General features: G+C 67.6%; 19 protein-coding genes and 1 pseudogene. 15 read left to right on the top strand and 5 right to left on the bottom strand.

From position 1 onward, the window contains the following. The first annotated feature begins 20 nt into the window (after positions 1-20). The 12 genes from M673_RS07615 to M673_RS07560 are packed head-to-tail and all read left to right on the top strand — an operon-like array spanning position 21 to position 11,811. Positions 21-677 carry a cytochrome c3 family protein gene (locus M673_RS07615; protein WP_061975006.1) on the top strand — a complete coding sequence of 219 codons (657 nt, stop codon included), beginning with the start codon at positions 21-23 and terminating at the stop codon, positions 675-677. Next, a complete protein-coding gene (locus M673_RS07610) occupies positions 674-3,517 on the top strand; it encodes a 4Fe-4S dicluster domain-containing protein (RefSeq protein ID WP_187301311.1) in 2,844 nt (947 codons plus the stop codon). Before M673_RS07615 ends, M673_RS07610 begins: the two co-directional genes overlap by 4 nt. Next, on the top strand, positions 3,514-4,851 hold the full coding sequence (gene nrfD, locus M673_RS07605) for an NrfD/PsrC family molybdoenzyme membrane anchor subunit (protein ID WP_061975002.1): 1,338 nt from the start codon (positions 3,514-3,516) through the stop codon (positions 4,849-4,851). Before M673_RS07610 ends, nrfD begins: the two co-directional genes overlap by 4 nt. After that, positions 4,848-5,372, top strand: coding sequence for a DUF3341 domain-containing protein (locus M673_RS07600; RefSeq protein WP_061975000.1), 525 nt, complete (start codon positions 4,848-4,850; stop codon positions 5,370-5,372). Before nrfD ends, M673_RS07600 begins: the two co-directional genes overlap by 4 nt. Next, entirely contained in the window at positions 5,369-5,890 is a 522-nt protein-coding gene (locus M673_RS07595) for a c-type cytochrome (RefSeq protein WP_061974998.1), read from the top strand. The genes M673_RS07600 and M673_RS07595 overlap by 4 nt, the downstream gene beginning before the upstream one ends. Then, positions 5,887-6,900 carry a hypothetical protein gene (locus tag M673_RS07590; RefSeq protein WP_061974995.1) on the top strand — a complete coding sequence of 338 codons (1,014 nt, stop codon included), beginning with the start codon at positions 5,887-5,889 and terminating at the stop codon, positions 6,898-6,900. Before M673_RS07595 ends, M673_RS07590 begins: the two co-directional genes overlap by 4 nt. Beyond that, positions 6,897-7,421, top strand: a complete 525-nt coding sequence (locus tag M673_RS07585) for a hypothetical protein (RefSeq protein ID WP_061974993.1) — start codon at positions 6,897-6,899, stop codon at positions 7,419-7,421. Before M673_RS07590 ends, M673_RS07585 begins: the two co-directional genes overlap by 4 nt. Continuing rightward, positions 7,421-8,194, top strand: coding sequence for a hypothetical protein (locus M673_RS07580; protein ID WP_061974991.1), 774 nt, complete (start codon positions 7,421-7,423; stop codon positions 8,192-8,194). The genes M673_RS07585 and M673_RS07580 overlap by 1 nt, the downstream gene beginning before the upstream one ends. Continuing rightward, positions 8,194-9,156, top strand: coding sequence for a cytochrome c oxidase subunit II (gene coxB / locus M673_RS07575; RefSeq protein ID WP_061974990.1), 963 nt, complete (start codon positions 8,194-8,196; stop codon positions 9,154-9,156). The genes M673_RS07580 and coxB overlap by 1 nt, the downstream gene beginning before the upstream one ends. After that, complete coding sequence (locus M673_RS07570; protein ID WP_061974988.1) at positions 9,153-10,838, top strand: cytochrome c oxidase subunit I; 1,686 nt, start codon at positions 9,153-9,155, stop codon at positions 10,836-10,838. The genes coxB and M673_RS07570 overlap by 4 nt, the downstream gene beginning before the upstream one ends. After that, entirely contained in the window at positions 10,835-11,464 is a 630-nt protein-coding gene (locus tag M673_RS07565; protein ID WP_061974986.1) for a cytochrome c oxidase subunit 3 family protein, read from the top strand. Before M673_RS07570 ends, M673_RS07565 begins: the two co-directional genes overlap by 4 nt. Further along, the gene (locus tag M673_RS07560; RefSeq protein ID WP_244493057.1) at positions 11,461-11,811 is read left to right on the top strand and encodes a cytochrome C oxidase subunit IV family protein; all 351 of its coding nucleotides are present in this window, start codon (positions 11,461-11,463) and stop codon (positions 11,809-11,811) included. The genes M673_RS07565 and M673_RS07560 overlap by 4 nt, the downstream gene beginning before the upstream one ends. 4 nt (positions 11,812-11,815) lie before the next feature. Here the strand turns inward: M673_RS07560 and M673_RS07555 are convergent, their stop codons facing one another. Next, positions 11,816-12,937, bottom strand: a complete 1,122-nt coding sequence (locus tag M673_RS07555; RefSeq protein WP_244493058.1) for a sensor histidine kinase — start codon at positions 12,935-12,937, stop codon at positions 11,816-11,818. A 193-nt stretch (positions 12,938-13,130) separates the two neighbouring features. Then, positions 13,131-14,111 (bottom strand): KpsF/GutQ family sugar-phosphate isomerase, encoded by a 981-nt coding sequence (locus tag M673_RS07550; protein WP_082639227.1) that lies wholly within the window; start codon positions 14,109-14,111, stop codon positions 13,131-13,133. A 203-nt stretch (positions 14,112-14,314) separates the two neighbouring features. On the opposite strand from M673_RS07550, the gene M673_RS07545 reads away from it, so the two are divergent. Continuing rightward, positions 14,315-16,039, top strand: a complete 1,725-nt coding sequence (locus M673_RS07545; RefSeq protein WP_061974980.1) for an outer membrane beta-barrel protein — start codon at positions 14,315-14,317, stop codon at positions 16,037-16,039. 82 nt (positions 16,040-16,121) lie between these two features. Here M673_RS07545 and galU read toward each other — a convergent pair whose 3' ends face one another. Continuing rightward, positions 16,122-17,039, bottom strand: coding sequence for a UTP--glucose-1-phosphate uridylyltransferase GalU (galU, locus tag M673_RS07540; RefSeq protein WP_061974979.1), 918 nt, complete (start codon positions 17,037-17,039; stop codon positions 16,122-16,124). A gap of 228 nt (positions 17,040-17,267) precedes the next feature. Here galU and M673_RS07535 point away from each other — a divergent pair, with 228 nt between their 5' ends. Beyond that, a complete protein-coding gene (locus M673_RS07535) occupies positions 17,268-18,488 on the top strand; it encodes a lytic murein transglycosylase (protein WP_061974977.1) in 1,221 nt (406 codons plus the stop codon). A gap of 4 nt (positions 18,489-18,492) precedes the next feature. Continuing rightward, entirely contained in the window at positions 18,493-19,887 is a 1,395-nt protein-coding gene (locus tag M673_RS07530; protein WP_061974975.1) for an SGNH/GDSL hydrolase family protein, read from the top strand. A 92-nt stretch (positions 19,888-19,979) separates the two neighbouring features. On the opposite strand, the gene M673_RS07525 is transcribed toward M673_RS07530, so the two are convergent. Together M673_RS07525 and gltB are read right to left on the bottom strand one after the other, a co-directional pair. Next, on the bottom strand, positions 19,980-21,434 hold the full coding sequence (locus tag M673_RS07525; RefSeq protein ID WP_061974973.1) for a glutamate synthase subunit beta: 1,455 nt from the start codon (positions 21,432-21,434) through the stop codon (positions 19,980-19,982). 379 nt (positions 21,435-21,813) lie between these two features. Continuing rightward, positions 21,814-26,445, bottom strand: a pseudogene (gene gltB, locus M673_RS07520) (glutamate synthase large subunit); the annotation flags it as partial. Positions 26,446-26,932: the final 487 nt, after the last annotated feature.

Below are 26,932 nucleotides of genomic sequence, written 5' to 3'. Positions count from 1 at the left end.
GATAGCCCGCCCCGCAGCGCATGGCCCAGATCTTCTCCCCCGGCGCGACGACGATCGCCCGCCTCGCGCTGGTGGCGATCCCGGTCCTGCCGGTCGTGTCCATCCTCCTGGCCTATGCCCTGATGAACTCCAACCATGTGACGGGCCAGTCGCTGACGCTGCACCAGAACCCGCCCTTCAGCCATGAGCATCACGTGCGCGAACTCGGCATCGGCTGCGCCATGTGCCACTCGCAGGTGGAAAAGACCGCCTTTGCCGGCATGCCCAAGACCGAGGTCTGCATGAGTTGCCATTCGCAGATCTGGACATCGGCCGAGATGCTGGCGCCTGTGCGCCGCAGCTTGGCGGAGAACAAGCCGTTGGTCTGGCAGCGCGTCCACAACCTGCCGGACTATGTCTATTTCGACCACAGCGTCCACGTCACCAATGGCGTCGGCTGCTCCTCCTGCCATGGCGACGTGCCGACCATGCCCTTGATGCGCCAAGCCGCGCCGCTGACCATGGGCTGGTGCCTCGACTGCCACAAGGCGCCCGAGCGCCAATTGCGGCCGCAGGATCGCATCTACGATTTCGAATGGACCCCGCCAGCCGACCAGGAGGCGCGCGGCCACGCGCTGATCGCCGAGCATGGCATCGACGTGAAACATCTCACCGACTGCTCGGTGTGCCACCGATGAGCGGCGCTTTCGATCTCGCCCCGCTCAATCGCCGCGACGCTCTGCGCCTTCTGGCCGGGGGCATGGCCGCGACGCTTGCCGGCTGCAAGCCCGCCGCCCAGATCGTTCCGGCCGTCGCCGGCCCCGGCGGCTGGGCGGACGGATTGCCCGTCGGCGAGCCGCTGCGCTTCGCCACCGCCCTGCCCCTCGGCGGCTATGGGCGCGGCGTGCTCGCTACTTCCGTCGACGGGCGGCCGATCAAGATATCCGGCAACGAGCGGCACCCGGCGAGCCTCGGGGCCACCGACATTTTCAGCGAGGCCGACGTGCTCGGCCTCTACGACCCCGGCCGCTCGCGAACCGTCTTGAAGCAAGGGCAGATCGCGACGCTGGACGGGCTCTTGGCGGAACTCGCGCCGCGCCTCGACGCGCTGCGGGCCAGTGGCGGCGCGGGTCTTGCGATCCTCACCGGCCGGATCACCTCGCCAACGCTCCTGCGCCAGATGGCGGCGCTGCAGGCGGCCTTTCCCGCCATGGCGCATTACCGCCACGAGGCGGTGCATGACGATCAGGCACAGGCGGGGGCCGAGATCGCCTTCGGCCGGCGGCTCGACCTTCTGCCGCAATGGGAGCGGGCCGACCTCGTTCTTTGCCTTAGCGCCGATCCGCTCGGCTTCGGCCCGGCGCAGCTTCGCAATGCGGCGGGCTATGCCGCGCGGCGCGCCCGCCGGGAGCCCGGCCTGCGGCTCTACGCCGTCGAGTCCGCGCTGTCGCTGACCGGCAGCGTGGCCGACCACAGGCAGGCGCTGGCGCCCGACGCTATCGCGCGTTTCGCGGACACGCTGATGCGGCGCTTTCAGACCCCCCTTGCCCAAGCCGGCGACGATCCGATCATCGAGGCCCTGGTGCGGGATCTCGTGGCCGCCGGCCCGCGCGCCTTGGTCCTCGTGGGCGAAGACCAGCCGCCGGAGCTTCACGCGCTCGGCCTCTGGCTGAACGGGGCGCTCGGCAGCTTCGGCACGGCGCTGGACCTGATCGAGCCGGTGGACCCGCATCCGCGCGGCCACGGAGAAGACATCGCGACCCTCGCGGGCGAACTCGACGCCGGGCGGGTCGATACGCTGCTGATCCTCGGCGCCAACCCGGCCTACGACGCGCCGGCCGATCTCGATTTTGCGCAGAAGATCCACAAGGCCGGCTTTTCGCTTCATCTCGGACTCCAGGCGGACGAGACGGCGGCAGAGGTCCTCTGGCATGTGCCGGAAAGCCATCCGCTGGAACATTGGTCGGACCTTCGCGCCGTGGACGGCACGGCGGCGATCGCGCAGCCGCTGATCCGCCCTCTCTACGAGACCCTGGACCGGCACCGCTTCATAGCGCTGCTCCTGGGCGAACGGGACGCCGCCTCGCGCGATCTCGTGCGCGCGACATGGGCGGAGCGGCAGGGCTCGGAGGAGTTAGAGCGCTGGTGGCTGCGCGTGGTGGAGGACGGCGTGATCCCCGGCACGGCCGCGACGCCCCTCAAACTTAGCGCGCCCGCCGTGCCGCCGCCTTGGTCCCCGCCCGCCATTGCAAGCGAACTCGCACTGACGCTGCGCCCCGACAGCGGCGTGTGGGACGGGCGCTATGCCAACAATGCCTGGCTGCAGGAATGCCCCCGTCCGGTGACGCACGAGGTCTGGACCAACGCCCTGCGCATCCACCCGGAGGACGCGGCCTCGCGCAACCTGGCCGAGACCGACGCGGTTCGGATCGAGGCGAATGGACGCGCCGTCGAGGCGCCGCTTCTCTTCGATCCGGCCCAGGCGCGCGGCGCGCTGACCCTGACGCTGGGCTATGGCCGCACCCGTGCTGGCGCCATCGGCAATGGGCTCGGCACGGACGCCTACCGGCTGCGCACGACCGCCAGCCCATGGCAGATCGGCGGCGTCCGGCTTACCGTTGCGGGCGAAGCCGACGCCATGCCGCGCACGCCTTGGACGCTGGACGAGCACGGGCCGGACGTCGCGCCCGCGATGGCGCTGCGTGATCTTCTGGCCGGCCAGCGCCTGCGGCCCGCCGCGCCTCCCCCTCAGAGTTTCTATCCCACTGAGAGCTACGAGACTGCGGCGCAGCCGCCGGGCGAGACCTATGCTTGGGGCATGGTGATCGACACCGATCTCTGCATCGGCTGCAATGCCTGCGTGGTCGCTTGCCAGTCCGAGAACAACGTGCCCGTGGTCGGGCCGGACGAGATCCGCCGTGGCCGCGACATGCATTGGCTGCGCATCGACAGCTATCGCGAGCCCGAGGGCGAAGCGCGCGCCCGCTTCCAGCCCGTGCCCTGCATGCATTGCGAGAAGGCACCCTGCGAGCCGGTCTGCCCGGTCGGCGCCTCCGTCCACGATCACGAGGGGCTGAACAACCAGGTCTACAATCGCTGCGTCGGCACACGCTTCTGCCAGGCCAACTGCCCCTACAAGGTGCGACGGTTCAACTTCTTCGGCTATGGCAACGGCCAGGAATACGCCAATCTCGGCAAGGACCCGCTGCCCGCGCATCTCAATCCCGACGTCACCGTTCGGGGGCGCGGCGTCATGGAGAAATGCACCTACTGCGTCCAGCGCATTTCCGGCGCGCGGCGGGACGCGGAGGCGGAAGGCCGGCGCATCCGGGAGGGCGAAGTGACCACGGCCTGCGCCTCGGCCTGCCCGACCAAGGCGATCCGCTTCGGGGACCTGAACGGCGAGGCTTCCGCAATCCGGGCGCTGCGCGACGACCCCCGCCATTACACGCTTCTGGAAGAGCTCGGCACGCGGCCGCGCACCACTTATCTCGCCGCCGTCAGCAATCCGGCCGGGCCGGAGGAGGCTGCGGGATGAGCGGCGCCGCCCTTCTGCCGAAAGGCGCCAGCTATGCCTCCGTCACCGCCGCGGTATCGGACCCGCTCCTGGAACAGCGCGCCGGGCGTGGCTGGTGGATCGCCTTCGCCATCGGCTGCGCCGGCACGCTGCTGATGGGCGGCAGCATCTTCTGGCTTCTGTTTCGGGGCATCGGCATCTTCGGCAACAATTCCACTGTGGTCTGGGGTTTTCCGATCGCCAACTACGTCTGGTGGATCGGCATCGGCAATGCCGGCACGCTGATCTCCTGCATGCTGCTTTTGACGCGCCAGCACTGGCGCTCCTCGATCAACCGCTTCGCCGAGGCGATGACACTGATCGCCGCCTCGATCGCCGGCCTGTTTCCGATCCTGCATCTCGGCCGGCCGATCTATTTCTACTGGGTGGCGCCCTATCCCAACACGATGGGCGCCTGGCCGCAGTGGAAGAGCCCGTTGGTCTGGGACTTCTTCGCCATCCTCTCCTATCTCGTCTTCTCCCTTCTCTTCTGGTTCGTCGGCGCCCTGCCGGACTTCGCCACCTTGCGCGACAGGGCGCGCACGCGCCGAGCGCAGGTGTTCTACGGCGTGTTGGCGCTCGGCTGGCGCGGATCGGCGCGGCACTGGGCGCGCTACGAGAGCTTCTACCGGATCATGGCCGCGCTCGGCGTGCCGCTGGTCGTCTCCGTACACAGCGTGGTGGGCATGGATTTTGCGGCCAGCACCATGCCGGGTTGGGCTGAGTCGATCTTCCCGCCCTATTTCGTGGTGGGCGCCATGTTTTCCGGCTTCGCCATGGTGCTGGTTCTCGCCGCCGCCGTGCGCAGCTTTCTCCGGGTCGAAGGGCTAGTGACGCTGGATCATTTCGACGCCATGGCCAAGATCCTCCTTGCCGGCTCGATCGTCATGGGCTTGTCCTATGCGACGGAATCCTTCCAAGCCCTGGTGGCCGGGAGCGAGACGGACCGCACGCTCGTCGCCTTCGAGTTCACAGGCGCCTATGCCTGGCTCTACTGGACGCAGCTTCTCTGCAACGTCGCCCTGCCGCAGCTTCTCTGGTTCCCCGCGATGCGCCGAAGCATCCCGGCGCTGATCGCCATCGGGCTTTTGGTCAATGTCGGCATGTATCTCGAGCGCATCCTCCTCATCATCAACACGCTTTCGCGCCCGCCTGTCTCCTCCACTTGGCAGATCTACGCGCCGACACTCTGGGACGGGCTGCTGCTGGCCGGCTCGATCGGATTCTTCGTCTTTCTCTTTTGCCTCTTCCTGCGGCTGATGCCGGCGGTCTCCATGCACGAGGTCCGCCAGCTTGTGCCGGAGGGCGAGCGATGAGCGCGCCCCGCCTCCTCGGCGAGTTCGACGGCCCCCGGCAGCTGCTCCACGCCGCGCGCCTGACGCGCCAGACCAGCCCGCACCGCGTCACCGACGCCTATTCGCCCCTGCCCGTCGAGGGGCTGCTCGCCGAGATCGAGGACATCCGTCCGTCGCGCCTGCCGTTGGCGCTTCTGTTCGGCGGTCTTGGCGGCGCGGCTCTTGGCGTCGCGCTGCAATGGGTCTCGGCCACCCAGATCCTGCCGGTCCTCGCCGGCGGGCGGCCCTTCGCCAGTTGGCCGGATTTCGGCTTCGCGATCTTCGAGCTCGCCATTCTCGGCGCGGCCGTCTCGGGCTTCGTCGCTCTTCTCGTCGGCTGCGGCCTGCCACGGCTCCACCATCCCCTCTTCGGCGTGCCGGACTTCACCCGCGCCACGCAGGACCGCTTCTTCCTGGAGATCGAACCGGCGGACGAGGCGGAAGGGCGGGCGCATCTCGGCGCGCTCGGGGCAATCGCCGTTCACGAGGTGCCGCCCGTATGAGGCGCGCGATCCCCCTTCTCGCGGCTGTCGCGCTCGCCGGCTGTTCAGGCCAGGACATGCAAAAGCAGCCCTCCTTGCGCCCCTACGAGGCCAGCACCCTTTGGCACAGCGGCACGAGCTGGCAACCGCTGCCCGAGGGGGTCGTGGCGCGCGGTGCGGGCGCGCGGCTGCTCGCCATCGCCGAGCCGCCGCCGCTGGACCGGCCGCTGGTGGAGCGAGGCGAGCGGATGTATCGCGACCTCTGCGCGCCCTGCCATGGACTGGCGGGCGATGGCGACGGCATCGTCGTGCAGCGCGGCTTCTCGCCGCCGCCCTCCTATCATTCGGCCCGGCTGCGCGCCGCGCCCGCCAGCCATTTCGTCGAGGTCATCGGAAAGGGCTACGGCGCCATGCTGCCCTATGGAGACCGCGTCGAGCCACGCGATCGCTGGGCGATCGCCGCCTATATCCGCGCCCTGCAACTGTCGCGAGACGCCCCGGCGGCGGACGTGCCCGATCTGGCGGAGGCGCTGCGATGAGCCTGTCGCCATCCTTTGTCGCGCACCGGCGCGGCTGGGTCCTGCCCGCTGCGGCGCTCGCCCTCCTTCTGGCGGTCTCGCTCTTGGTCGCGCCCGTCGCCGCGCCTCGCCTCGCCCATGCCGCGCTCCTCGCCTTCCTGCCGGCGCCGATGGGCTGCGTCCTGCTTCTTCTCGTCCATGCCCTGACCGGGGGCGAATGGGGCCGCAGCGCCCGGCCGGCGCTGCTTGCCGGCGCGGGCTACCTCCCCTTCGTCTGCTGCCTCGCCCTGCCGCCGCTCCTTTTCATGCCCTCCGTCTTCCTTTGGGCCGGCGCGCCGGAGCTGATCGTTAAGGCCGACGCGGCGCGCTTCTACTTCAGCGCGCCGGCGCTCGTGCTTCGCACGCTGATCACGCTCGGCTTGTGGAACGGGCTGGCGATCTTCGTCATCCGACGCGAGCGTCCCTCGCCTGCGCTCGCGGGTCTCGGCCTCCTCCTTTTCGGCGTGAGCGTCAGCACAGCCGGCGTGGATTGGGTTCTGGCGCTGGCCGAGCCGCTGCGCTCCACCGCCTTTCCCATGAGCCTTGCCATCTCGTTCCTGCTGGCCAGCGCGGCTTTTGCGGGCGGAAGCGCAACGGGAGAGCGGGCGGAGGACTGGGCCAAGCTCACCGCCACTTTCGCGCTCGGCCTCACCTATCTCGACGCCATGCAGTTTCTGGTGGCCTATGACGGCAACCTGCCGGAGCAGGCGCGCTGGTATGGCGCGCGGGGCGGCTGGGTCCTTTCCCTTCTCGGCCTCGCCTTCCTGCTGGCGGCGCTCATGCCGGTGCTGACGGTATTTCGCAAAAGCTGGCGCCGCGCCACCGAAGTGCGCCGAGCGCTCGCAGTGGCCGTGCCGGTCGGGGTCGGGCTGCGCGCCCTCTGGTTCGCTGTGCCGAGTTGGGAGCCCGGTGCTCTATTCTGGCTGGTGCTGCTCGTGCTCTTGGGTGCCACGGCCGCGATCCCGACCCTGGCTGGGGAGCGAAGGGCATGAGCCGCGGAGCGTCCTCCGACCATCGGCAGAGCCTCGCCGCCCGCCCCGTGTTCGCGGCGCTGCGCCGGCTCGCCGCCCTGCCCCGACGCTGGCTGCACCGGGCCGAGCCGGAGGGCCACGATCCCGAACCGCCCGGCGTGCGCAGCGGCCTGATCCTTACGATCCTCGCGGGCTGGGTCGTGTTTCTCGCCGCCGCGCTGACAGGTCTTTATTGGATGGCGGCGGAGGTCGTTCGTCCCATGCCGGCGTCGCAGACGGTGAGCGACTTTCCCGAGCCGAGGCTTCAGATCGACGCGCGGTCCGATCTCGAGAAGCTCAGCGCTGCCCAGAGCGAACGGTTGAACCGGACGGGCTGGGTGGACCGAACCACAGGACGCGTCGAAATCCCGATCGGCCGGGCCATGGATCTCGTGGCCGGGATGGGCGCGCGGGCCTGGCAGCCGCTCGAAGCCGGCGCGCCGGACGACGCCCGTGCGCGCGCCGTGAACGCCGCCGAGCAGGCGCAGGGACGAAACCCATGATGCGCCGGCTTCTCCCGATTCTCCTCCTGCTCCTTGCTGGCCCAGCCTCGGCCGCGCTGGCGCCGGCCGCACTCGACGGCGTGGCGCTGGAGCCGCCGCCCGGCGCCGCGCTGCCGCTAAACACCTCGCTGCAAGTCGGGGAGCAGAATGCGTCCCTTCGCGCGATCCTCGCCGCGCGGCCGGCTTGGCTTCTGGTCTTTGCCGACTACACCTGCGCCGGCGTCTGTGGCCCGGCACTTGGCATCGCCGCCTCCGCCTTCTCTAGCCCCGACATGCAGGATCTCGACGCAGGCCTCCTAGTCATCGGGCTGGACCCGAAGGACACAGCCGCCGACGCCGCGCGCATGCGGGCCGAAACCTGGGGGAACGCAGCCGACCCGCGCGCCGTCTTCGCCCGCACCGACAAAGCCAGCGTCGCCAAGCTCACCGAGGCGGTCGGCTATCGCTACCGGTACGACAGCGAAACCGACCAATTCGCCCACCCTGCCGCCGCTCTCTCCATTACCAGAGAGGGCCGGGTGGTGCGCCCGCTCGGCGCGCTTGCGCTAATGCCCAACACTTTGCGGAAAGCCCTGGTGGAGGCGAGCGGAGGCCATGCCGGGGGCTTGTTCGAGCGCATCTCGCTGCGCTGCTATAGTTTCGACCCCGCGCGCGGAGTCTACACCGCCGACATCGTGCTCGTGTTGCGCGCGCTGGGCGTCGCGACGCTGCTCGGCCTCGCCCTGCTGCTGGCCCTGCTAATGCGCCGCACGGCAGGCAAGGAGGCGGTGTGATGGACAAGCCGATCTTCTGGCTTCCCGCAGCCTCGACGCAGGGCGTCGTGGTGGATCGCCTGTTCTTCGCGCTTCTCGCCCTGTCGGGCGCCGTGCTGCTCCTGGTTCTCGTGCTGCTCGTCACCTTCGCCGTGCGCTATCGCCACGGCTCCAAGGCGAAGCGCGGCGCCCTGCCCCGGCTCGCGCGGCGCGAGTTCGAGATCGGCTGGACGGCAGCGACCTTCTTTCTCTTTCTCTTCGTCTTCTGGTGGGCGGGCTCGGCCAATCTGTCCGAGTTCCAGCCCCCGAGCGACGCCATGGAGATCCACGTCACGGCCAAGCAGTGGATGTTCAAGACGCAGCATCCCAATGGCGCGCGGGAGATAAACGCGCTGCACATGCCGGTGGACACGCCGATCCGCCTTGCCATGACCTCGGAAGACGTGATCCATTCCTTCTGGGTGCCCGCCTTCCGCTTCAAGCGGGACATCCTGCCCGGACGGCTGACGCAGGGCTGGTTCCAGGCCAACCGCACCGGCACGTTCCATCTCTTCTGCGCGGAATATTGCGGCACCGACCACTCGCTGATGGGCGGGTCGATCGTCGTGATGGAGAAGGACGCCTATGCGCGCTGGCTGGCCGAGCAGCCGGAGGGCGACGATCTCGGCAAGAAAGGCGAGGCGCTCTTCGTTCAGCTGGGCTGCGCCGGCTGCCATGCCGGCCGCTCCGCCGTCCACGCGCCCGACCTCGCCGGCCTCTACGGGCGCGAAATCCCTTTGAGCGACGGGACCAAGGTCCTGGCCGACGAGCGCTATATCCGGGACTCCATCCTCCAGCCCCGACGCGAGATCGCCGCCGGCTTCGAGCCGATCATGCCGAGCTTCGTAGGCACCGTTTCGGAAAGCGATCTGGCCAAGCTCGTCGCCTATATCCGATCGCTTGCCTCCTCCTCTTTGGCCCCCCAGCGGAGCGCCGCCCCATGACGCGATCCCTGCAGACGCCCGCGCTCGGCGGACACGAACTGCCCTCCTATCTCGAAGACGGGCACTCGCTGCGCTCCTGGCTCCTCTCGACCGACCACAAGCGCATCGCACTTCTCTATTTCGGCTCGATCACGCTATTCTTCTTCGTCGGCGGCGCGGCGGCGACGCTGATGCGCCTGGAGCTGATCTCGCCGTCGGGCCGCTTCTTCTCCAACGACGGCTACAACCGGCTGTTCACGCTGCATGGCGTGGTCATGGTCTGGTTCTTCCTCGTGCCCTCGATCCCCACCACCTTCGGCAATTTCCTCCTGCCGTTGATGATCGGGGCGAAGGACATGGCCTTTCCCAGGCTGAACCTCTTCTCCTGGTATCTCAACACGGTCGGCGGGCTCCTGGTGATCGCCTGCCTCGTGCTCGGCGGGGTGGACACGGGCTGGACCTTCTACACGCCCTTTTCCTCGCTCTTCGCCAATGGCTACGTCATCCTCGCGGCCATGGCCGTCTTCGTCGCCGGCTTCTCGACCATCGCGACGGGCATCAACTTCATCGTCACCATCCACACGCTGCGCGCGCCGGGCATGCGCTGGATGCGCCTGCCGCTCTTCGTCTGGACGCAATATGCCACCGCTTTGGTGATCGTGCTGGCGACGCCGGTTCTGGCCATCACGCTCCTCCTCCTGATGGCCGAGCGCCTGTTCGGGCTGCCGATCTTCGACCCCGCGCAAGGGGGCGATCCCGTCCTGTTCCAACACCTGTTCTGGTTCTATAGCCATCCCGCCGTCTACATCATGATCCTGCCGGCCTTCGGCGTGATCTCCGAGCTCGTCGCCTGTTTCTCGCGTCGGCGCGTCTTCGGCTACACCGCGATGATCTACGCCATCCTCGGCATCGCTGTGATCGGCTTCTTCGTCTGGGGCCACCACATGTTCGTGGCCGGCATGTCGCCGCTCGCCGCCCTGGTCTTCTCGTTCCTGTCCTTCGTGGTGGCGGTGCCCTCGGCCATCAAGGTCTTCAACTGGACCTTCACGCTCTATCGCGGTCAGATCTATTTCGAGGCGCCGATGATCTACGCGCTCGGCTTCATCGGCCTGTTCACGACGGGCGGCCTGTCCGGCCTCTTCACCGCCTCGCTGCCGGTCGACGTGCATGTGACCGACAGCTATTTCGTCGTGGCGCATTTCCACTACATCATGGTGGGCGGCGCGGTTTCGGCCTTTTTCGGCGCGCTGCATTTCTGGTGGCCGAAGATCACCGGCCGCATGGCGCCGGACGGATGGGCGCGTTTTGCCGCCATCCTCATGTATTTCGGCTTCAACTTCACCTTCTTCCCGCAATTCCTCATGGGCTATCTCGGGATGAACCGGCGCTATCACCAATATGCGCCGGAGTTTCAGATCTACCATGTCGCCTCCTCCACCGGGGCGGCGGTGCTGGCGGCGGCCTATGCGCTGCCGATGTTCTATCTCGGCTGGTCGCTGATCTGGGGCCGGCGCGCCGAGGCCAACCCTTGGGGCGCGACGGGGCTGGAATGGCAGACCAGTTCGCCGCCGCCGCGCGAGAACTTCCTCAAGACGCCCCAGGTGCGCGAGCAGGCCTACGACTACCACCCCGAAACCGAGGCGCCGCTGCACGAGGCGCCCGAGGGCCGGCGGCCTCATAACCCGCAAGGCGCCGGGGCATGAGCGGGCAGGCCCTGCACGAGCCCTTCGAGGACTTGGAGCGCCAGCGACTGGCGGCCGCCTTCGGCATGTGGATCTTCCTGGCCACCGAGATCCTGTTCTTCGGCTCGGCGTTCCTTGCCTTCAGCGTCTACCGGCAACTGCACCCGGAGGGCATGCTGGCCGCCGCGCGGGAAACCAACATCGTGCTCGGCAGCGTCAACACCGCCATTCTCCTGGCCTCCAGCGTCACCATGGCCGTGGCGGACAAGGCGGCCGAGCAGATGCGCAAGCGCGAGACGATCCTCTGCCTCGCTCTCACCGCCGCCTTCGGCCTCGGCTTTCTGGTGGTGAAGCTCTTTGAATATCGCGAGGACATCGCCGAACGCCTCGTGCCGGGGCCGCATTTTGCCCTGACCGAGCCCGGCGCCCAGCTCTTCTTCGGCTTCTACTGGGTGATGACGGGCATCCATGCGATCCACCTGACGATCGGCATCGTGATCGTGCTCATCACGATCTGGCGCATTCGGCGGGGCTCGCTCGCCTATGGCCGATCAGGCTTCCTGCCCTCGCTCGGCCTCTACTGGCATCTCGTGGACGTCGTCTGGATCTTCCTGTTTCCGCTGCTTTACCTCGGCGGCCGAGCGTGAGCGCGGCGCGCGAGGGCGGCCTCTGGCGGCAGGGCTTGCTGATGGGCGCGGCGCTGATGGCGCTTCTGGCGCTCACCATCGCGCTCGCCTTCGTCCCGCTTGGGCAGCTGAACGGCGTCGCGAGCTACGGCATCGCGCTGGCGAAGGCCGGTCTCGTGGCGCTCGTCTTCATGAAACTGGGGCGCTCGCCGGCTTTGATTCGGTTGGCCGCTTTCGCGGGCGTGTTCTGGCTGGCGGCGCTGTGCGCACTCACCTTCACCGACTACCCGTTTCGCCAGCCGATCGAGCAGCGGCAGACGAGACCCGGCGGCCAACCCGCCGACGCGCCGCTTCTCCTGCGGAAGTAGCAGATCAGACCGAAAGCTGGCCGCGCAGGCGATAAACGACGCCGGTCGGCTGGAAGTCGGTCTGCGCCTGACCGTTGAAATAGCCCGGCACGACCCGTTCGGTGAGGCGCGTGCCGAAGCCCTTGCGGCTGGCGGGCTTCACCTCGGGGCCGTTCTCCTCGCGCCATTCGAACTGGAACGAGCCGTCCTCGGCCTGCCCCCAGCTGAGGTGAATCCGCCCCTCGTCCACCGACAGCGCGCCGTATTTCACCGCGTTGGTCGCCAGCTCGTGCAGCGCCAGGGCGATGCCCATGGCCTGCTGCGCCGAGAGATCGAGCGTCTGCCCTTGGAGCACGAAGCGCCCTTCCCGGTCGACATGCGGCTGGATCGCGGCTTCCACGGCGGCGCGGAGGTCGGCGATGGTCCAGTCGGTTTCCGTCAGCATGTCCTGCGCGCGGCCGAGCGCCTGGATGCGCGAGGAGGCCACCACCGTCGCTTCCTCGATCGAGGTCGCGTGGCGCAGGCTCTGCGTCACAACGGCCTGCACCATGGCCAGCGTGTTCTTCATGCGGTGCGAGAGTTCGCGCTGGAGAACGCGGCGCTGGCGCTCGCCCTCCTCCTGGCGCGCGAGGCTTTCGGACAGGCTGCGGTTCAGCGCTTCCAGTTCCTGTCGCTCGCGCATCAGCCGCGTGGTTTCGGTCACGACATTGAGTACGCCGGCGATCCGCCCGACATCGTCGAAGAGCGGGCTATAGGAGAAGGACCAGAAGGTCTCCTCGGGATAGCCGTTGCGCATCATGGTCAGCGGCAGGTCCTCGACCCAGGTGCCGCGCCCGGCCAGCGCTTCCTTGAGATAGGGCAGAACGCCGTCGAGCACGTCGCTCCACAGAACCTCGAAGGGCTGGCCCACCGACTTGTCGGCGCGCGCGCCGAGCATGGGCAGATAGGCTTCGTTGTGGAACTGCAGGAGATCAGGCCCCCACCACAGGCACATGGGCTGCTTCGACAGGAGGAGGCTTCGCAGGAGGGCGCGCAGCGTGAAGGGCCAGGCGTCCATCGGACCCAGCGACGTCTTCTCCCAGGCGACCGACCGAATGGCGTCCCAGATCACCCCATCCTCGTGCATCGAGTTCGTTTCTACCCGCATTGCCCTGATCGGCTCGTTCGGCGCCATCTGTGCCCGCCTCCCCTCGCCCCTATCCGTCATTCCACGCAACATGCCTTGCCGAAGGCTTTCATAGCAGCCTTCGGTCGGGCCTATGGCGACTGTTTCGGCAAAGCCGGAAGACTTCAAGTCTTTCGGCTAACGATGAAACCTATACGTGTAAATCCCCGTCGCGTCACGCCACCCCGATCCGCAGGAGATCATGCAGGTGGAGGATGCCCACGGGGTGCTCGTGTTCCACCACCATCAATGCGGTAATGTTGGAGGAATTAAGGATTTCCAGCGCCTTCACCGCCAGCATGTCGGGGCGGATCGTCTTGGGCGCGCGGGTCATCACCTCGTCCACCGTGCGGCTGAGGAGATCGGGCGCAAGATGGCGGCGCAGGTCGCCGTCGGTGATGATGCCGAGCAGCCGGTCCTCCGCGCCGATCACGGCGACGCAGCCGAAACCTTTGCGCGAAATCGCCAGGATAGCCTCCGACATGGAGCTGCCGCTCGCCACGAGCGGCATGGCCTCGCCGCGATGCATGATGTCGCCGACATGGGTGAGGATGGCGCCGAGCTTGCCGCCGGGGTGGAAGACGCGAAAATCGCTCGGCGAGAAGCCCCGCGCTTCCAGGAGCGCCACTGCGAGCGCATCGCCTAGCGCCAGTTGCATCAGCGTCGACGTGGTCGGCGCCAGCCCGTGCGGACAGGCCTCCTCGACCGGCGGCAGGAGGAGCACGAGATCGGCCTCCCGCCCAAGCGTGGAGTCGCCGGCGGCAGTGATGGCCACGAGCGGGATGGAAAAGCGGCGGGTATAGGCGATGATGCTTTTCAGCTCCGCGCTTTCTCCCCCCTTCGACAGTGCCAGCACCACGTCCCCCGAGGCGATCATACCGAGATCGCCGTGATTGGCCTCCGCCGCGTGGACGAAGGAGGCCGGCGTGCCGGTGGAGGCGAAGGTGGCGGCGATCTTGGCGCCGATATGGCCGCTCTTGCCGATGCCGGTGACGATCACCCGTCCGGGCACGGCGGCGATGCGCGCCACCGCCTGTTCGAAGGCGGGCCCGAGCGGCCCCTGCAAGGCCAGAGCCAGTTCGCGCAGACCTTCGGCCTCGGTCGCCACCGTGCGAAGCGCCGATGCGATGCCGGCGGAGGGGGTAAGCTCGGACATGAGGAACGCCATTTCGGATTGCCGATGCGCGTGTCCTACCCGCCGGAGGCCGGGAATGCCACCGCCGAAGCGCTTGCCGTACCGCCGCGCGCTTTCCTCGACCTACACCGCCGCAAGGTTGGTTTAACCATGCTGGTTTACCTTTTGGTGAGATTTGGTTTGGCCGGACAATCCGGCGCGAAGGCTAAGGACACCGACCGAGCATGGCCGTCTGGGTTCGACACCGCGCTGTCGCTTGCGGAATTCTGGCCGCCTGCGGCCTGGCTCTCCTGTCCGGCACGAGCCTCGGCCAGCAGGGATCGACCTCGGCCGCCTCCAGCGCAGCCGCGGGCACGGACGATTCCGATGCAGCAAGCGGCACGCCAAGCTCGCTCGCAAACGGCGACGGCCGTCTGTCGGACCAGCGGCTCGTGGCGCCCTTGCGCTCGCAAAGCCCCTCTCTCGCCCCGCCCATGGACCCCGGCAGCCTGGATCTTTCCACCGGGCGCGGCGCGCGCCTCGGCTCGGAGCGGCCGGACAGCGGCCCCTCCACCCGTCTGCCGGACGCCGCGCCCAGCCTTCTGGACAATCCCGGCGTTTCGCAGCGGGAAAACCGGCGCGATCCGGCGGCGGCACGCGCGGCGGAAGCGGAAGATGTCGAGGCGCCGCCCCGCCGCACCGCGCCCGTGCGGGATGAGGCGGCGGAGGCCAGCGCGCCCAGCCTCTTTCAGGCGATCGGCCCGGTTCGCAGCCCGACGCTCGACGAAATCGGCAATCGGCGCCTGACCGACGGGCTCACCAGCCTGCGCCGCATCGTGCCCGGCGCCCGCACGGCTGAGCCCTTCGCGCCGCTCGGCACGCGCATCGGCTCGTTCCTCGGCTATCTCACGCTCGACCAGAGCCTCGGCGTGTCGGACAATCTCACCGTATCGCGCGACGGCGTGAAGGGCGCGTTCAGCCAGACCACGCTCGCGGCCCGACTGATCTCGGACTGGTCCCGCCACGAGGCCGAGCTGAACGCCGCCGCGACCTACCGGCGCAACTTCGCCGGCCCGCTGGAGGAGGAACCACAGATCGACGCGGACGGCCGGCTGCGGCTGGATCTCACGCGCGACACGACGGCGGTGCTGCGCGGCGCCGTGTCCTTCAGCCGGCAGGACGATCTGACGGCGGGCGTGGCGCAGGACGCCACTTCGCGCGCCGATGTTCTGCGCTATTCCTTCGGGGCTGAACTCGACAAGCGCTTCGGCCAGCTCGACACGACCGCCTCGCTGCAGGCCGTGCGCGACGACCTGTCGGACCGGGCCGGCGGCAACCGCTCGCTGGACGACAGCTTCACGACCTACACGGCGGGCCTCAAGGCGACGCTGAGCGAGCGCGCCGCGCTGCATCCGTTTCTTGCAGCCAGCCTCGGCCGCCGCGTCTTCGACCGCGCGACGACGGGCGGGCTCAGCCGGGACAGCCTCATCCCCGCGCTGCGCGGCGGTCTCGGCTTCGATCGCGGCGAGAAGTTTTCGGGCGAACTCGCGCTCGGCTATGCCTGGAACCTGCCGGACGACGACAGCCTGCCGACCATCGGCAGCCCGACGATCGACGCGCTTCTCAACTGGTCGCCCCGGCGCGGAACCGACGTGACCCTGCGCGGCGCGACCTTCTTCGAGCCCGAGACCACGGGGCTCGACACGGCGACGCTTTATCAGATCAGCCTCGGCCTTCGTCACCGCGCCACCGCGCGGCTGGACCTCAACGGCACGCTCATCGCCGGGCTTCGCGACCGCGAGCGATTGGCCAACGAATATGTCTATAGCAGCGAAGCGGGGTTCACCTACTGGCTGAACCGGCATCTCGCGCTGACCGGCCTTTATCGCTACGACCGGTTCGAAGCCGCCTTTGCCGGCAACAGCTACGACGCCAATTCCGTGCGCCTTGGCGTGCGCCTCCAGAACTGAGGCGCCCAGCCCCGAACGAAAACCGGCCCGAATGAAAAAGGGGCGCCGACGGCGCCCCTTTCGATAAGGATGGAGGGGGACGTTACTCCGCCGCCTTGCGCTCCGTGGCGCGGCGCTCCTGCGGCTCCACCGTCGCCATCAGCTCGTGCAGATTGTCGAAGACCTTGCCGCGAATGTCGGGACGCCACAGGGCGAAGGCGACGTTCGCCTGGATGAAGCCTTCCTTGGAGCCGCAGTCGAAGGTGCGGCCGGTGAAGGGATAGGCGAAGAAGTCCTGGTTCTGGGCGAGCTTCAGCATGCCGTCGGTCAGCTGGATCTCGTTGCCGGCGCCCTTTTCCTGCGTCGACAGAATGTCGAAGATTTCCGGCTGCAGGATGTAGCGGCCCGAGATGAAGTAGTTCGAGGGGGCTTCCTCGTTCTTCGGCTTCTCGACCATGCCGTCGACCTTGAAGCCGGAACCGACTTCGCCGCCCTTGCCGACGATGCCGTATTTGTGGGCCTCGGCCGGGTCGCACTGCTCGACGGAAATGACGTTGCCGCCCGTCTGCTCGTAGAGCTCGACCATCTTCTTCAGGCAGCCTTCCTCGGACTGCATGATCATGTCGGGCAAGAGAAGCGCGAAGGGCTCGGGGCCGACGAGATCGCGCGCGCACCAGACGGCGTGGCCGAGGCCGAGCGGCGCCTGCTGGCGCGTGAAGCTCGCCGTGCCGGCCTTGGGCTGGATGCTGTCCAGCAGTTGCAGCTCGATCTGCTTGTTGCGCTCGGTCAGCGTATTCTGCAGCTCGACCTGAATATCGAAGTAATCCTCGATGACGCCCTTGTTGCGTCCCGTCACGAAGATCAGATGCTCGATCCCCGCCTGGCGGGCCTCATCGACGACATACTGAATAACCGGCCGGTCGACGACCGTCAGCATTTCCTTCGGAATGGCCTTTGTGGCGGGGAGAAACCGCGTTCCCAAACCTGCGACTGGGAATACGGCCTTTCTGACCTTGCGCATACACTCATCCTTCCAACGGGTGGACCCGACCTAACCCATAAATCACGAAAGCATAACCTGTCGACGGGCATGGCGCGATGCCCCGTTTTAGCCCAAGAAAACTGGAAGGTGTGGTCGCTGCCAGACCGACTTCAGATTATCGTGTCCAGACGTGGTAAACGAAGCGTTTACATCCTGTCCGTAAGCTCCGAGGTCAAAGCCCCGACCAGTCCGACGAAGGATCCGCCTATGCCTGGACCGATCACCGCCCGCCTCGCCCGCATTGGCGCCGCCACGCTCGTTCTAGCGAGTCTGGCCGCCAGCCCCGCACTTGCCGATCAGGGCTTTCGCAACTGGATCGTGGGCTTCCAGAAGACGGCGGTCGCCAGCGGCATCAGCCGGCGCGTCTACGAGCGGGTCTTCGACGGCGTGTCCGAGCCCGATCCCGACGTCATTCAGAAGGCGCGCTTCCAGCCCGAGTTTCAGGACCGGATCTGGGACTATCTCGACAACCGCGTGAACGAGGAATCCGTCGCCGAAGGTCGGCGCATGCTGGTAAAGTACAAGCCCTGGCTCGACCGGATCGAGCAGCGCTTCGGCGTCGACCGGCACATTCTCCTCGCCATCTGGTCGATGGAATCCAACTACGGCCGCATCCTGGAGCGGCAGGACGTGATGAAGAGCGTGCCGCGCGCCCTGGCGACGCTCGCCTATCTCGACCCCAAGCGCGCCAAGTTCGCGCGCCAGCAGCTTCTGGCCGCGCTCAAGATCGTGCAGGACGGCCATGTCACGCCCGAGGGGCTGACCGGCTCCTGGGCCGGTGCCATGGGCCACACGCAGTTCATCCCGACAAGCTACCAGGCCTATGCCGTGGACATGGACGGCAACGGCCATCCCGACATCTGGCGCTCTGTGCCGGACGCACTCGCCACCGCCGCCAATCTCCTGCGCAAGAACGGCTGGCAGAGCGGCAAGACCTGGGGTTACGAGGTCGTCGCCCCGGCCGGCGCGGCCAAGCAGGAGCGCGCCGCCAAGACCCTGTCGCAATGGCAGCAGCTCGGCTACAAGCGCGTCAGCAACCGCGCCTTCCCGACGCCCGGAGACCGCGCCAATCTGCTGTTGCCAGCAGGCGCCAACGGCCCGGCCTTCCTGATGACCAAGAATTTCTTCGTCATCAAGCGCTACAACAATGCCGACAAATACGCCCTTGCCGTCGGCCATCTGGCCGACCGGATCGCCGGCTACGGCGCCTTCGCGCAGCCCTGGCCGCGCGGCTACGTTCCCTTGAGCATGGAAGAGCGCTACGAAGTGCAGCAGCGTCTGACCCAGCATGGGCTCTACGACGGAAAGATCGACGGCAAGATCGGCGAAAGCTCGAAATCCGCCATCACCGCCTACCAGCGCCGGGCCGGCATGGAAGAGGACGGCAACGCCTCGAAGGCGCTCTTGGAGCTTCTGCGGAGACAATGATCGCATGACGGACCGCACGCCGCACAAAGCCAAGCACAAGGGCCGTCCAAGGCTGGCCCCGGTTCTCGCGCTGGCCGTGGCGGTGGTTCTTCTGCCTTGGGAGGCTCTGGCGCAGGACCGCCCGCGCTCGCTTCTCGACATGCTGTTCGGCGGCCCGCCGCGCAACAGCCGGCCGTCCTACCGCGTCTACGAGGCTCCGCCACCACCCCAACGCGTGATCCGCAAGCAGCAGCCGCGCAAGAAGGCGCCCGCCGAGCAGCAGACCCGGCGCAGCCCCTCGCGCGCGGCCCCGGCCGCAGCGGCGGCGGCCGCCGCGTCAGGCCCGGTGGAGAAGAGCGAGACGGCGCGAAACGTCCTGGTGATTGGCGACTTCATGGCCGGCTCGCTCGCCAAGGGGCTCGACAACGCCTTTGCCGACAACCGCGACATCCGCGTCACCAGTCGCGTCGACGGCTCCTCCGGCCTCGTGCGCGACGACCATCGCGACTGGCCGGCCACCATCAGCGCCCTGATCGACGAGACCAAGCCCGCCGCCGTGGTGGTGATGCTGGGCGCCAACGACCGGCAGGCGATCCGCGCGCCGGACGGCGCCCTGCCACTCCGCAGCCAGGAATGGGCCGATCTCTACGCCAAGCGCGCCAAGGCGTTGGCCGAGGCCGTGCGGGACCACAAGGTGCCGCTGCTTTGGGTCGGCATGCCCGCCTTCCAGGCCGACCGCGCGACCGAGGACATGGTCTATTTCAACGACGTGTTCCGCACCGTGGCGCTGATGGCGGGCGGCGAATATGTCGATATCTGGAACGGCTTCACCGACGCCAATGGGAGCTTCGTGTCGTCCGGCCCCGACACGGCCGGCCAGAGCGTGCGCCTGCGCAATTCCGACGGCATCACGCTGACCGGCGCGGGCCAGGAGAAGCTCGCCTTCTTCGTGGAAAAGCCGGTGACCAAGGCGCTCGGTCTGAATGTCGAGGATTTCGTGGCGAGCCTCGGCACCCAGCAGCTCTCCGCCAAGGATCTGCCGACCGCCGCCGACGCCGCGCTCGCCATCGCCACGCCCCCCGTTTCCTTCGCCGACCCCCGACTCGATGGCGGCGACCAGTTGCTGGGCGGACCGCAGCAGGCGGCCGGCGGGGCCGGTTCGCCGCGCGACAAGCTGGTGCGCGAGGGCGTCGTCACCTCGGCCATGGCCGGCCGGGCCGACCAGTTCAACTGGACCGGGCGCGACACGGCGGTCTCCCCGGTCACGCGCGACAATGCCATCGTCTTTCGCGGCACGACGAGCCTGGAGGAGCTCCGCCTCCCCGCGCCCGGCCCCACCGCCACGCCCCAGCCCAAGGACCCCGCGCCGGCCCCTGCCCCCGGAAAGGCGGGAACGCCAGACACGTCCGTCGTCAACTGACGGGATCGGCGCAGGCCCGGAGCTTCCGTCAAAAAAAAGGCCCGCCCCGGCGTGGAGGCGAGCCTTTCCGATCGGTTTGACGTCTCGCTGGTTCAGCGCGGCAGCGTGGTCGAGCCCATGAGGTCGAGGTCGATCGCGCGCGCGGCTTGGCGCCCCTCGCGGATGGCCCAGACCACCAGCGACTGCCCGCGCCGCACGTCGCCTGCCGTGTAGAGCTTGTCGACCGAGGTGAGATAGCGCTGGTCGTCGGCGAGCACCGAGACATTGCCGCGGCTGTCCGCCTTGGTCTTCAGCGCCTCGCCCGCATCCGCCATGAACCCGTCCATGAATGGGCCGGCGAAGCCGATGGCGATGAAGGCGAGGTCGGCCTTGATGACGAACTCGGTGCCGGGGATCGGCTTGCGCTTCTCGTCCACCTGGGCGCACTTGACGCCGGTGAGCTGGCCGTCCTCGCCGACGAATTCGAGCGTGGCGACCTGGAACTCGCGCACCGCACCCTCGGCCTGGGACGAGGACACGCGCATCTTGGTGGCCCAGTAGGGCCAGACTTCGAGCTTGTTCTCGGTCTTGGGCGGCTGCGGGCGGATGTCGAGCTGCGTGACCTTCACCGCGCCTTGGCGGAAGGCGGTGCCGACACAGTCGGACGCCGTGTCGCCGCCGCCGACCACCACGACATGCTTGGCGCCGGCCCAGATCTCGCCCGCGTTCCAGCCCGAGCTCTCGACCTTTTCGCCTCCGACGCGCCGGTTCTGCTGCACGAGATAGGGCATCGCGTCATAGATGCCTTCCAGCCCGTGCGTCGGGATGCCGGCATCGCGCGGGCGCTCGGCGCCGCCGCAATAAAGGATCGCGTCGAACTCGGCCTGAAGCTCGGCCAGCGTCTTGTCGCGCCCGACATCGACGCCGCAATGGAAGGTGACGCCCTCGCCTTCCATCTGCTCCACGCGCTTGTCGATCCAGTGCTTTTCCATCTTGAAGTCGGGGATGCCGTAGCGCAGCAGACCGCCCGGGCGGGACTCGCGCTCGAACAGATGCACGTCGTGGCCGGCGCGGCCGAGCTGCTGCGCGGCGGCCATGCCGGCGGGGCCGGAGCCGATCACGGCGACGCGCTTGCCGGTCGGCTTCTCCGCCGGCTGCGGCTTGATGAGGCCGAGCTTATAGGCCTTGTCGGCCAGCGCCTGTTCCACCGTCTTGATGGCGACCGGCGAATCCTCGAGGTTCAGCGTGCAGGCTTCCTCGCAAGGCGCGGGGCAGATGCGGCCGGTGAACTCGGGGAAATTGTTGGTGGAGTGAAGATTGCGGATCGCCGTTTCCCAGTCGCCGGAATAGACGAGGTCGTTCCAGTCCGGGATTTGGTTGTGGACGGGGCAGCCCGTCGGGCCGTGGCAGAAGGGAATGCCGCAATCCATGCAGCGCGCCGCCTGCTTGCCGACTTCCTCGTCCGACATGGGCAGGGTGAATTCGCGGAAATGGCGAATGCGGTCGGACGCCGGCTGGTATTTCGCCGTCTGGCGGTCGATCTCGAGAAAGCCCGTCACCTTGCCCATAATGCCCCTCCGTCTCCAGTTCCGCCGCATGAGCCATGCGGCGGCAGACCGCAGCGCGACGCCCGCTGGCCCGAACCACCGGGCCGCGTCGACGTGCGTCGCATTACACCAAATTCCGCGAGAATAGAACGCGTCCAGACTTCGCGAGCGATTGTCGGGGTCCCGCCGGGGCGTCTCCCCTTCTCCGACCGTGAGTCGATCGAGAAAAGGTCAGACGCCTCGAAGCGACCACCAAGCCCAATTTGAAAAACCCAGCGTGGCGCCGAGCAGTTTGGCGGGCAGCGGCAGAAAGCCGTTCACCCACCAGACCCCGAGGGGAGTGGCGGCGGCGATCGCGATCGCCACCACCTGACGGAACCGGCCCTAAAGCCGCATCGCCTTATTCGGCGGCGACGCCCATGCGCGCCCGCTCCATTTCGAGAAGGGCACGGCGGTACTCGACCGGCATGACCTTCACGAATTTCGGGCGGTAGCTCTCCCAATTGTCCAGCATCTCCTTGGCGCGGGTCGAGCCCGTGTAGTGGAGATGGCTGGAGATCAGCTTGTAGAGCCGCTCGTCGTCATGGCCGGTCATGTTCGAGGACACGTCGACCCGGCCCTTGTGCTGAAGATCGCCGCCGTGATGGTGCAGCTTCTCCAGGAGGTCGTCCTCCTCCGGCACCGGCTCCAACTCGACCATGGCCATGTTGCAGCGGTTGGCGAAGTTGCCCTCGGGATCGTAGACATAGGCGATGCCGCCCGACATGCCGGCCGCGAAGTTGCGGCCCGTATGCCCGAGGATCACCACCACGCCGCCGGTCATGTACTCGCAGCCATGGTCGCCCACGCCCTCGACCACCGCGATGGCGCCCGAGTTGCGCACGGCGAAGCGCTCGCCCGCCACGCCCCGGAAGTAGCACTCGCCGGCGATGGCACCGTAGAGCACCGTGTTGCCGACGATGATCGACTCTTCGGGCACGATACGGGTGTTCTCGCGCGGCCGAACGATGATCTTGCCGCCCGACAAGCCCTTGCCGACATAGTCGTTGCCGTCGCCCACGAGATCGAAGGTGATGCCGCGCGCCAGGAAGGCCGCGAAGCTCTGGCCGGCCGTGCCGGTCAGCTTCACGGAGATCGTGTCGTCGGCGAGCCCCTTATGGCCGAAACGCTTGGCGACCTCGCCCGCCAGCATGGCGCCGGCCGAGCGATCGACGTTTGAGATCGCGGTCTCGATGCGCACCTGCTGGCGTGTTTCCAGCGCGACCTTGGCCTGTTCGATCAGCTTGCGATCGAGCACGTCCGCGATCGGATGCTCCTGACGGCGCGTCCAAAGCGTCTCCTCCACCGGCGCGTCCGGCTTGTGGAACAGGCGCGTGAAGTCGAGCCCCTTGGCCTTCCAGTGATCGACCAGCTCGCGCTTGTCGAGCCGCTCGGAACGGCCGATCAGCTCGGCCATCGAGCGAACGCCCATGGCGGCCAGGATCTCGCGCACTTCTTCCGCCACGAAGAAGAAGAAGTTGATGACGTGCTCTGGCGTGCCCTTGAAGCGCTTGCGCAGCACAGGGTCCTGCGTCGCCACGCCCACAGGGCAGGTGTTCAGATGGCACTTGCGCATCATGATGCAGCCGGCCGCGATCAGCGGGCCGGTGGAGAAGCCGAACTCGTCGGCGCCCAGAAGCGCGCCGATGACGACGTCGCGTCCGGTGCGAAGACCGCCGTCGACCTGCAGCGCGATGCGCGAGCGAAGCCCGTTGAGCACCAGCGTCTGCTGCGTTTCGGCCAGACCCATCTCCCAGGGGGAGCCGGCGTGCTTGATCGAGGTCAGCGGCGAAGCGCCGGTGCCGCCGTCATAGCCAGAGACGATGATGTGGTCGGCGCGCGCCTTGGCGACGCCAGCAGCCACCGTGCCGACGCCGACTTCCGAGACGAGCTTCACCGAGATGTCGGCCGCCGGGTTGACGTTCTTCAGGTCGAAGATCAGCTGCGCCAGATCCTCGATCGAGTAGATGTCGTGATGGGGCGGTGGCGAGATCAGGCCGACGCCCGGCGTCGAGTGGCGCGTCTTGGCGATCGTCGCGTCTACCTTGTGGCCGGGCAGCTGACCGCCCTCGCCGGGCTTGGCGCCCTGCGCGACCTTGATCTGCAGCATGTCGGCATTGACGAGATAGTCGGTCGTCACGCCGAAGCGACCGGACGCGATCTGCTTGATGGCCGAGCGCTCCGGGTTCACCTCGCCGTTCGGCAGAACGGCGTAGCGATCGGGCTCCTCGCCACCCTCGCCCGTGTTCGACTTGCCGCCGATCCGGTTCATGGCGACGGCAAGCGTCGAATGCGCCTCGCGCGAGATCGAGCCGAAGCTCATCGCGCCGGTGGAGAAGCGGCGCACGATGTCGGCCGCCGATTCGACCTCCTCGATCGGCACAGGCTGGAGACCCAAGTCCTCGGCGAGCTGGATCTTGAACAAGCCGCGAATGGTCTGGTTGGCGACGGCCGAGCCGTTCACCATCGCGGCATATTCCTTATAGGTCGCGTAGCTATCGAGGCGCACGGCATGCTGCAGCGCGGCCACGGCGTCGGGCGACCAGATATGGGCCTCGCCGCGCATGCGGTAGGCGTATTCGCCGCCGATCTCGAGCGAACGGGCGAGCACCGGATCGGCCGAGAAGGCGCGCGTGTGCCGCTCCACCGTCTCGCGGGCGATCTCCTCCAGGCCCACGCCCTCGATCGTCGTCGAGGTGCCGAAGAAGTAGCGCTTCACGAAATCGGACTTGAGGCCGATCGCGTCGAAAATCTGCGCGCCGCAATAGCTCTGATAGGTCGAGATGCCCATCTTGGACATGACCTTGAGCAGGCCCTTGCCGACCGACTTGATGTAACGGCCGACCACTTCCTTGACGTCGACTTCCGGCGGGAAGTCGCCGCGCGCATGCATGGCCAGCAGCGTGTCGAAGGCGAGATAGGGGTTGATTGCCTCCGCGCCGTAGCCGGCGAGACAGGCGAAGTGATGCACCTCGCGCGGCTCGCCCGATTCCACGACGAGGCCGGCGGCGGTGCGCAGGCCCTTGCGGATCAGGTGATGATGCACGGCGGCCGTCGCGAGCAGCGCCGGGATCGGAATGCGATCGGGGCCCATCTGTCGGTCGGACAGGACGATGATGTTGTAGCCGCCGACGACCGCCGCCTCGGCCCGCTCGCACAGACGCTCCAGCGCGCCGACCATGCCGGCCGCGCCCTGCTCGGTCGGATAGGTCGTGTCGAGCGTCTTGGTGTCGAACCGGTCCTCGGTGTGGCCGATCGTGCGGATCTTTTCCAGGTCGCCATTGGTCAGGATCGGCTGGCGCACTTCCAGCCGCTTGCGGCGCGAGGTGCCTTCCAGGTCGAAGATGTTGGGCCGCGGTCCGATGAAGGACACGAGGCTCATCACCAGTTCCTCGCGGATCGGGTCGATCGGCGGATTGGTGACCTGCGCGAAGTTCTGCTTGAAATAAGTGTAAAGGAGCTTCGACATCTCGGACATGGCCGAGATCGGCGTGTCCGTGCCCATGGAGCCGATGGCCTCCTGGCCGGTCGTGGCCATGGGCGCCATCAGGATCTTCGTGTCTTCCTGTGTGTAGCCGAAGGCCTGCTGACGGTCGAGCAGCGACACGTCGGCGCGCGAGTCGCGCGGCTGCACGGGCTTCAGGTCTTCCAGGATAAGCTGCGTCGACTTCAGCCAGTCCCGGTAGGGATTGGCCGTGGCGATCTCGCCCTTCACTTCCTCGTCGGAGACGATGCGGCCCTTCTCGAGATCGATCAGAAGCATGCGACCCGGCTGGAGGCGCCACTTGCGGACGATGCGCTCCTCGGCGACTTCCAGCGTGCCGGCCTCGGAGGCGAGGATCACGAGATCGTCGTCGGTCACGACATAGCGTGCCGGCCGCAGTCCGTTGCGGTCCAGCGTCGCGCCGATCTGGCGCCCGTCGGTGAAGCACACGGCGGCCGGACCGTCCCACGGCTCCATGAGTGCGGCGTGATACTCGTAGAAAGCCTTGCGCTCGGGCGCCATTTCCTTGTTGCCGGCCCAGGCCTCGGGGATCAGCATCATCATCGCATGGGCGAGCGTGTAGCCGCCCTGCGTCAGGAGTTCGAGCGCGTTGTCGAAGCAGGCCGTGTCGGACTGGCCCTCGTAGGAGATCGGCCAGAGCTTGGAAATGTCGTTGCCGAAGAGCTCGGAATCCACCGAGGCCTGACGCGCCGCCATCCAGTTGACGTTGCCGCGCAGCGTGTTGATCTCGCCATTGTGCGCGACCATCCGGTACGGGTGAGCGAGGCGCCAGGACGGGAACGTGTTGGTGGAGAAGCGCTGATGCACGAGGGCGAGCGCGGACTCGAAACGCTCGTCCTTCAGGTCGCGGTAATAGGCGCCGACCTGATAGCTCAGGAACATGCCCTTATAGACCACGGTGCGCGAGGACAGCGACACGACGTAGAAGTCGGTGTCGACCGACTGCGCCTCGGCATAGACGCGGTTCGATACGACCTTGCGGATGATGTAGAGCTTGCGCTCGAACTCGTCGTCCGTCTGCGCCGAGGCGGGGCGGCCGATGAAGATCTGGCGATGGGCCGGCTCGGTGGCGGCGATATCGGGCGCCTTGGACAGCGAGGAATTGTCGACCGGCACTTCGCGCCAGCCGAGCACGACGCAGCCCTCTTCCTGCACGGCCTGCTCGAACAGGTCCTTGAAGTGCAGGCGGCGCTCTTCTTCCTTGGGCATGAAGACGAAGCCGACGCCGTACTGGCCGGCCTCGGGCAGTTCGACGCCCTGGGTCGCCATCTCGGCCTTGAAGAAGGTATGCGGGATCTGCACCAGCATGCCCGCGCCGTCGCCCATCAGCGGATCGGCGCCCACAGCGCCGCGATGCTCCAGATTGTGAAGGATCTTCAGACCCTTCTCGACGATCGAGTGGGACTTCTGATTCTTCATGTGCGCGATGAAGCCGACGCCGCAGGCGTCATGCTCGCGGGCGGGATCGTAGAGACCCTGGGCCGCCGGCAAGGTGCGGGGTTTGACGGTGGCGACACGCGGGGTCGTAGCCTGTGCGGCCTCGATCTCGAGAATGGATGGCGTCTTCGTCATCGCGTCACGTCTCCCTTTCACGAGCCGCGCCTCGAGGCGGGCTCAACCTGCGGGCAGGCCACGAGGCGCAGTCGGTACTGAGAACCGCCACGCCCGAAACCGATCCCGTTTCGACAGGGGCCAATCCTGGCCCCGAACTCCAAGGCCCCGTTTGTCTGCGGGGTTCGATGTTGCGGCTTCGCGCCGACAATTAGGTCAGCATTGCTGCCATATTTCCGAGCTTATCGCAGGTTCCCTGGATTTTTTCAAGAGTGTTTCTAACTCGTTGACGGCCCGGTTTGAAGCGCGCAAGGGCTGGTTCGAACCTGTTTGATAGGTCTGCGGCGAAAGGTCGGCGAGCGATCTCTCAAAGCTCGCAAGGCGCCGATCCTCGCCGATGCTGGCGGCATCGGCGAGGATCGGC

Source organism: Aureimonas sp. AU20, from assembly GCF_001442755.1.
Taxonomy (GTDB): Bacteria; Pseudomonadota; Alphaproteobacteria; order Rhizobiales; family Rhizobiaceae; genus Aureimonas.
Note: the sequence above shows the minus strand (reverse complement) of the source record. Positions and strands in the feature narration are given on the sequence as shown.

What these genes read in the sequence shown, in the direction of transcription:
- M673_RS07615 (WP_061975006.1), top strand. Translation starts at nt 21, where the DNA reads ATGGCCCAGATCTTCTCCCCCGGCGCGACGACGATCGCCCGCCTCGCG.
- M673_RS07610 (WP_187301311.1), top strand. Translation starts at nt 674, where the DNA reads ATGAGCGGCGCTTTCGATCTCGCCCCGCTCAATCGCCGCGACGCTCTG.
- nrfD (WP_061975002.1), top strand. Translation starts at nt 3,514, where the DNA reads ATGAGCGGCGCCGCCCTTCTGCCGAAAGGCGCCAGCTATGCCTCCGTC.
- M673_RS07600 (WP_061975000.1), top strand. Translation starts at nt 4,848, where the DNA reads ATGAGCGCGCCCCGCCTCCTCGGCGAGTTCGACGGCCCCCGGCAGCTG.
- M673_RS07595 (WP_061974998.1), top strand. Translation starts at nt 5,369, where the DNA reads ATGAGGCGCGCGATCCCCCTTCTCGCGGCTGTCGCGCTCGCCGGCTGT.
- M673_RS07590 (WP_061974995.1), top strand. Translation starts at nt 5,887, where the DNA reads ATGAGCCTGTCGCCATCCTTTGTCGCGCACCGGCGCGGCTGGGTCCTG.
- M673_RS07585 (WP_061974993.1), top strand. Translation starts at nt 6,897, where the DNA reads ATGAGCCGCGGAGCGTCCTCCGACCATCGGCAGAGCCTCGCCGCCCGC.
- M673_RS07580 (WP_061974991.1), top strand. Translation starts at nt 7,421, where the DNA reads ATGCGCCGGCTTCTCCCGATTCTCCTCCTGCTCCTTGCTGGCCCAGCC.
- coxB (WP_061974990.1), top strand. Translation starts at nt 8,194, where the DNA reads ATGGACAAGCCGATCTTCTGGCTTCCCGCAGCCTCGACGCAGGGCGTC.
- M673_RS07570 (WP_061974988.1), top strand. Translation starts at nt 9,153, where the DNA reads ATGACGCGATCCCTGCAGACGCCCGCGCTCGGCGGACACGAACTGCCC.
- M673_RS07565 (WP_061974986.1), top strand. Translation starts at nt 10,835, where the DNA reads ATGAGCGGGCAGGCCCTGCACGAGCCCTTCGAGGACTTGGAGCGCCAG.
- M673_RS07555 (WP_244493058.1), bottom strand. Translation starts at nt 12,937, where the DNA reads ATGCGGGTAGAAACGAACTCGATGCACGAGGATGGGGTGATCTGGGAC.
- M673_RS07550 (WP_082639227.1), bottom strand. Translation starts at nt 14,111, where the DNA reads ATGTCCGAGCTTACCCCCTCCGCCGGCATCGCATCGGCGCTTCGCACG.
- M673_RS07545 (WP_061974980.1), top strand. Translation starts at nt 14,315, where the DNA reads ATGGCCGTCTGGGTTCGACACCGCGCTGTCGCTTGCGGAATTCTGGCC.
- galU (WP_061974979.1), bottom strand. Translation starts at nt 17,039, where the DNA reads ATGCGCAAGGTCAGAAAGGCCGTATTCCCAGTCGCAGGTTTGGGAACG.
- M673_RS07535 (WP_061974977.1), top strand. Translation starts at nt 17,268, where the DNA reads ATGCCTGGACCGATCACCGCCCGCCTCGCCCGCATTGGCGCCGCCACG.
- M673_RS07530 (WP_061974975.1), top strand. Translation starts at nt 18,493, where the DNA reads ATGACGGACCGCACGCCGCACAAAGCCAAGCACAAGGGCCGTCCAAGG.
- M673_RS07525 (WP_061974973.1), bottom strand. Translation starts at nt 21,434, where the DNA reads ATGGGCAAGGTGACGGGCTTTCTCGAGATCGACCGCCAGACGGCGAAA.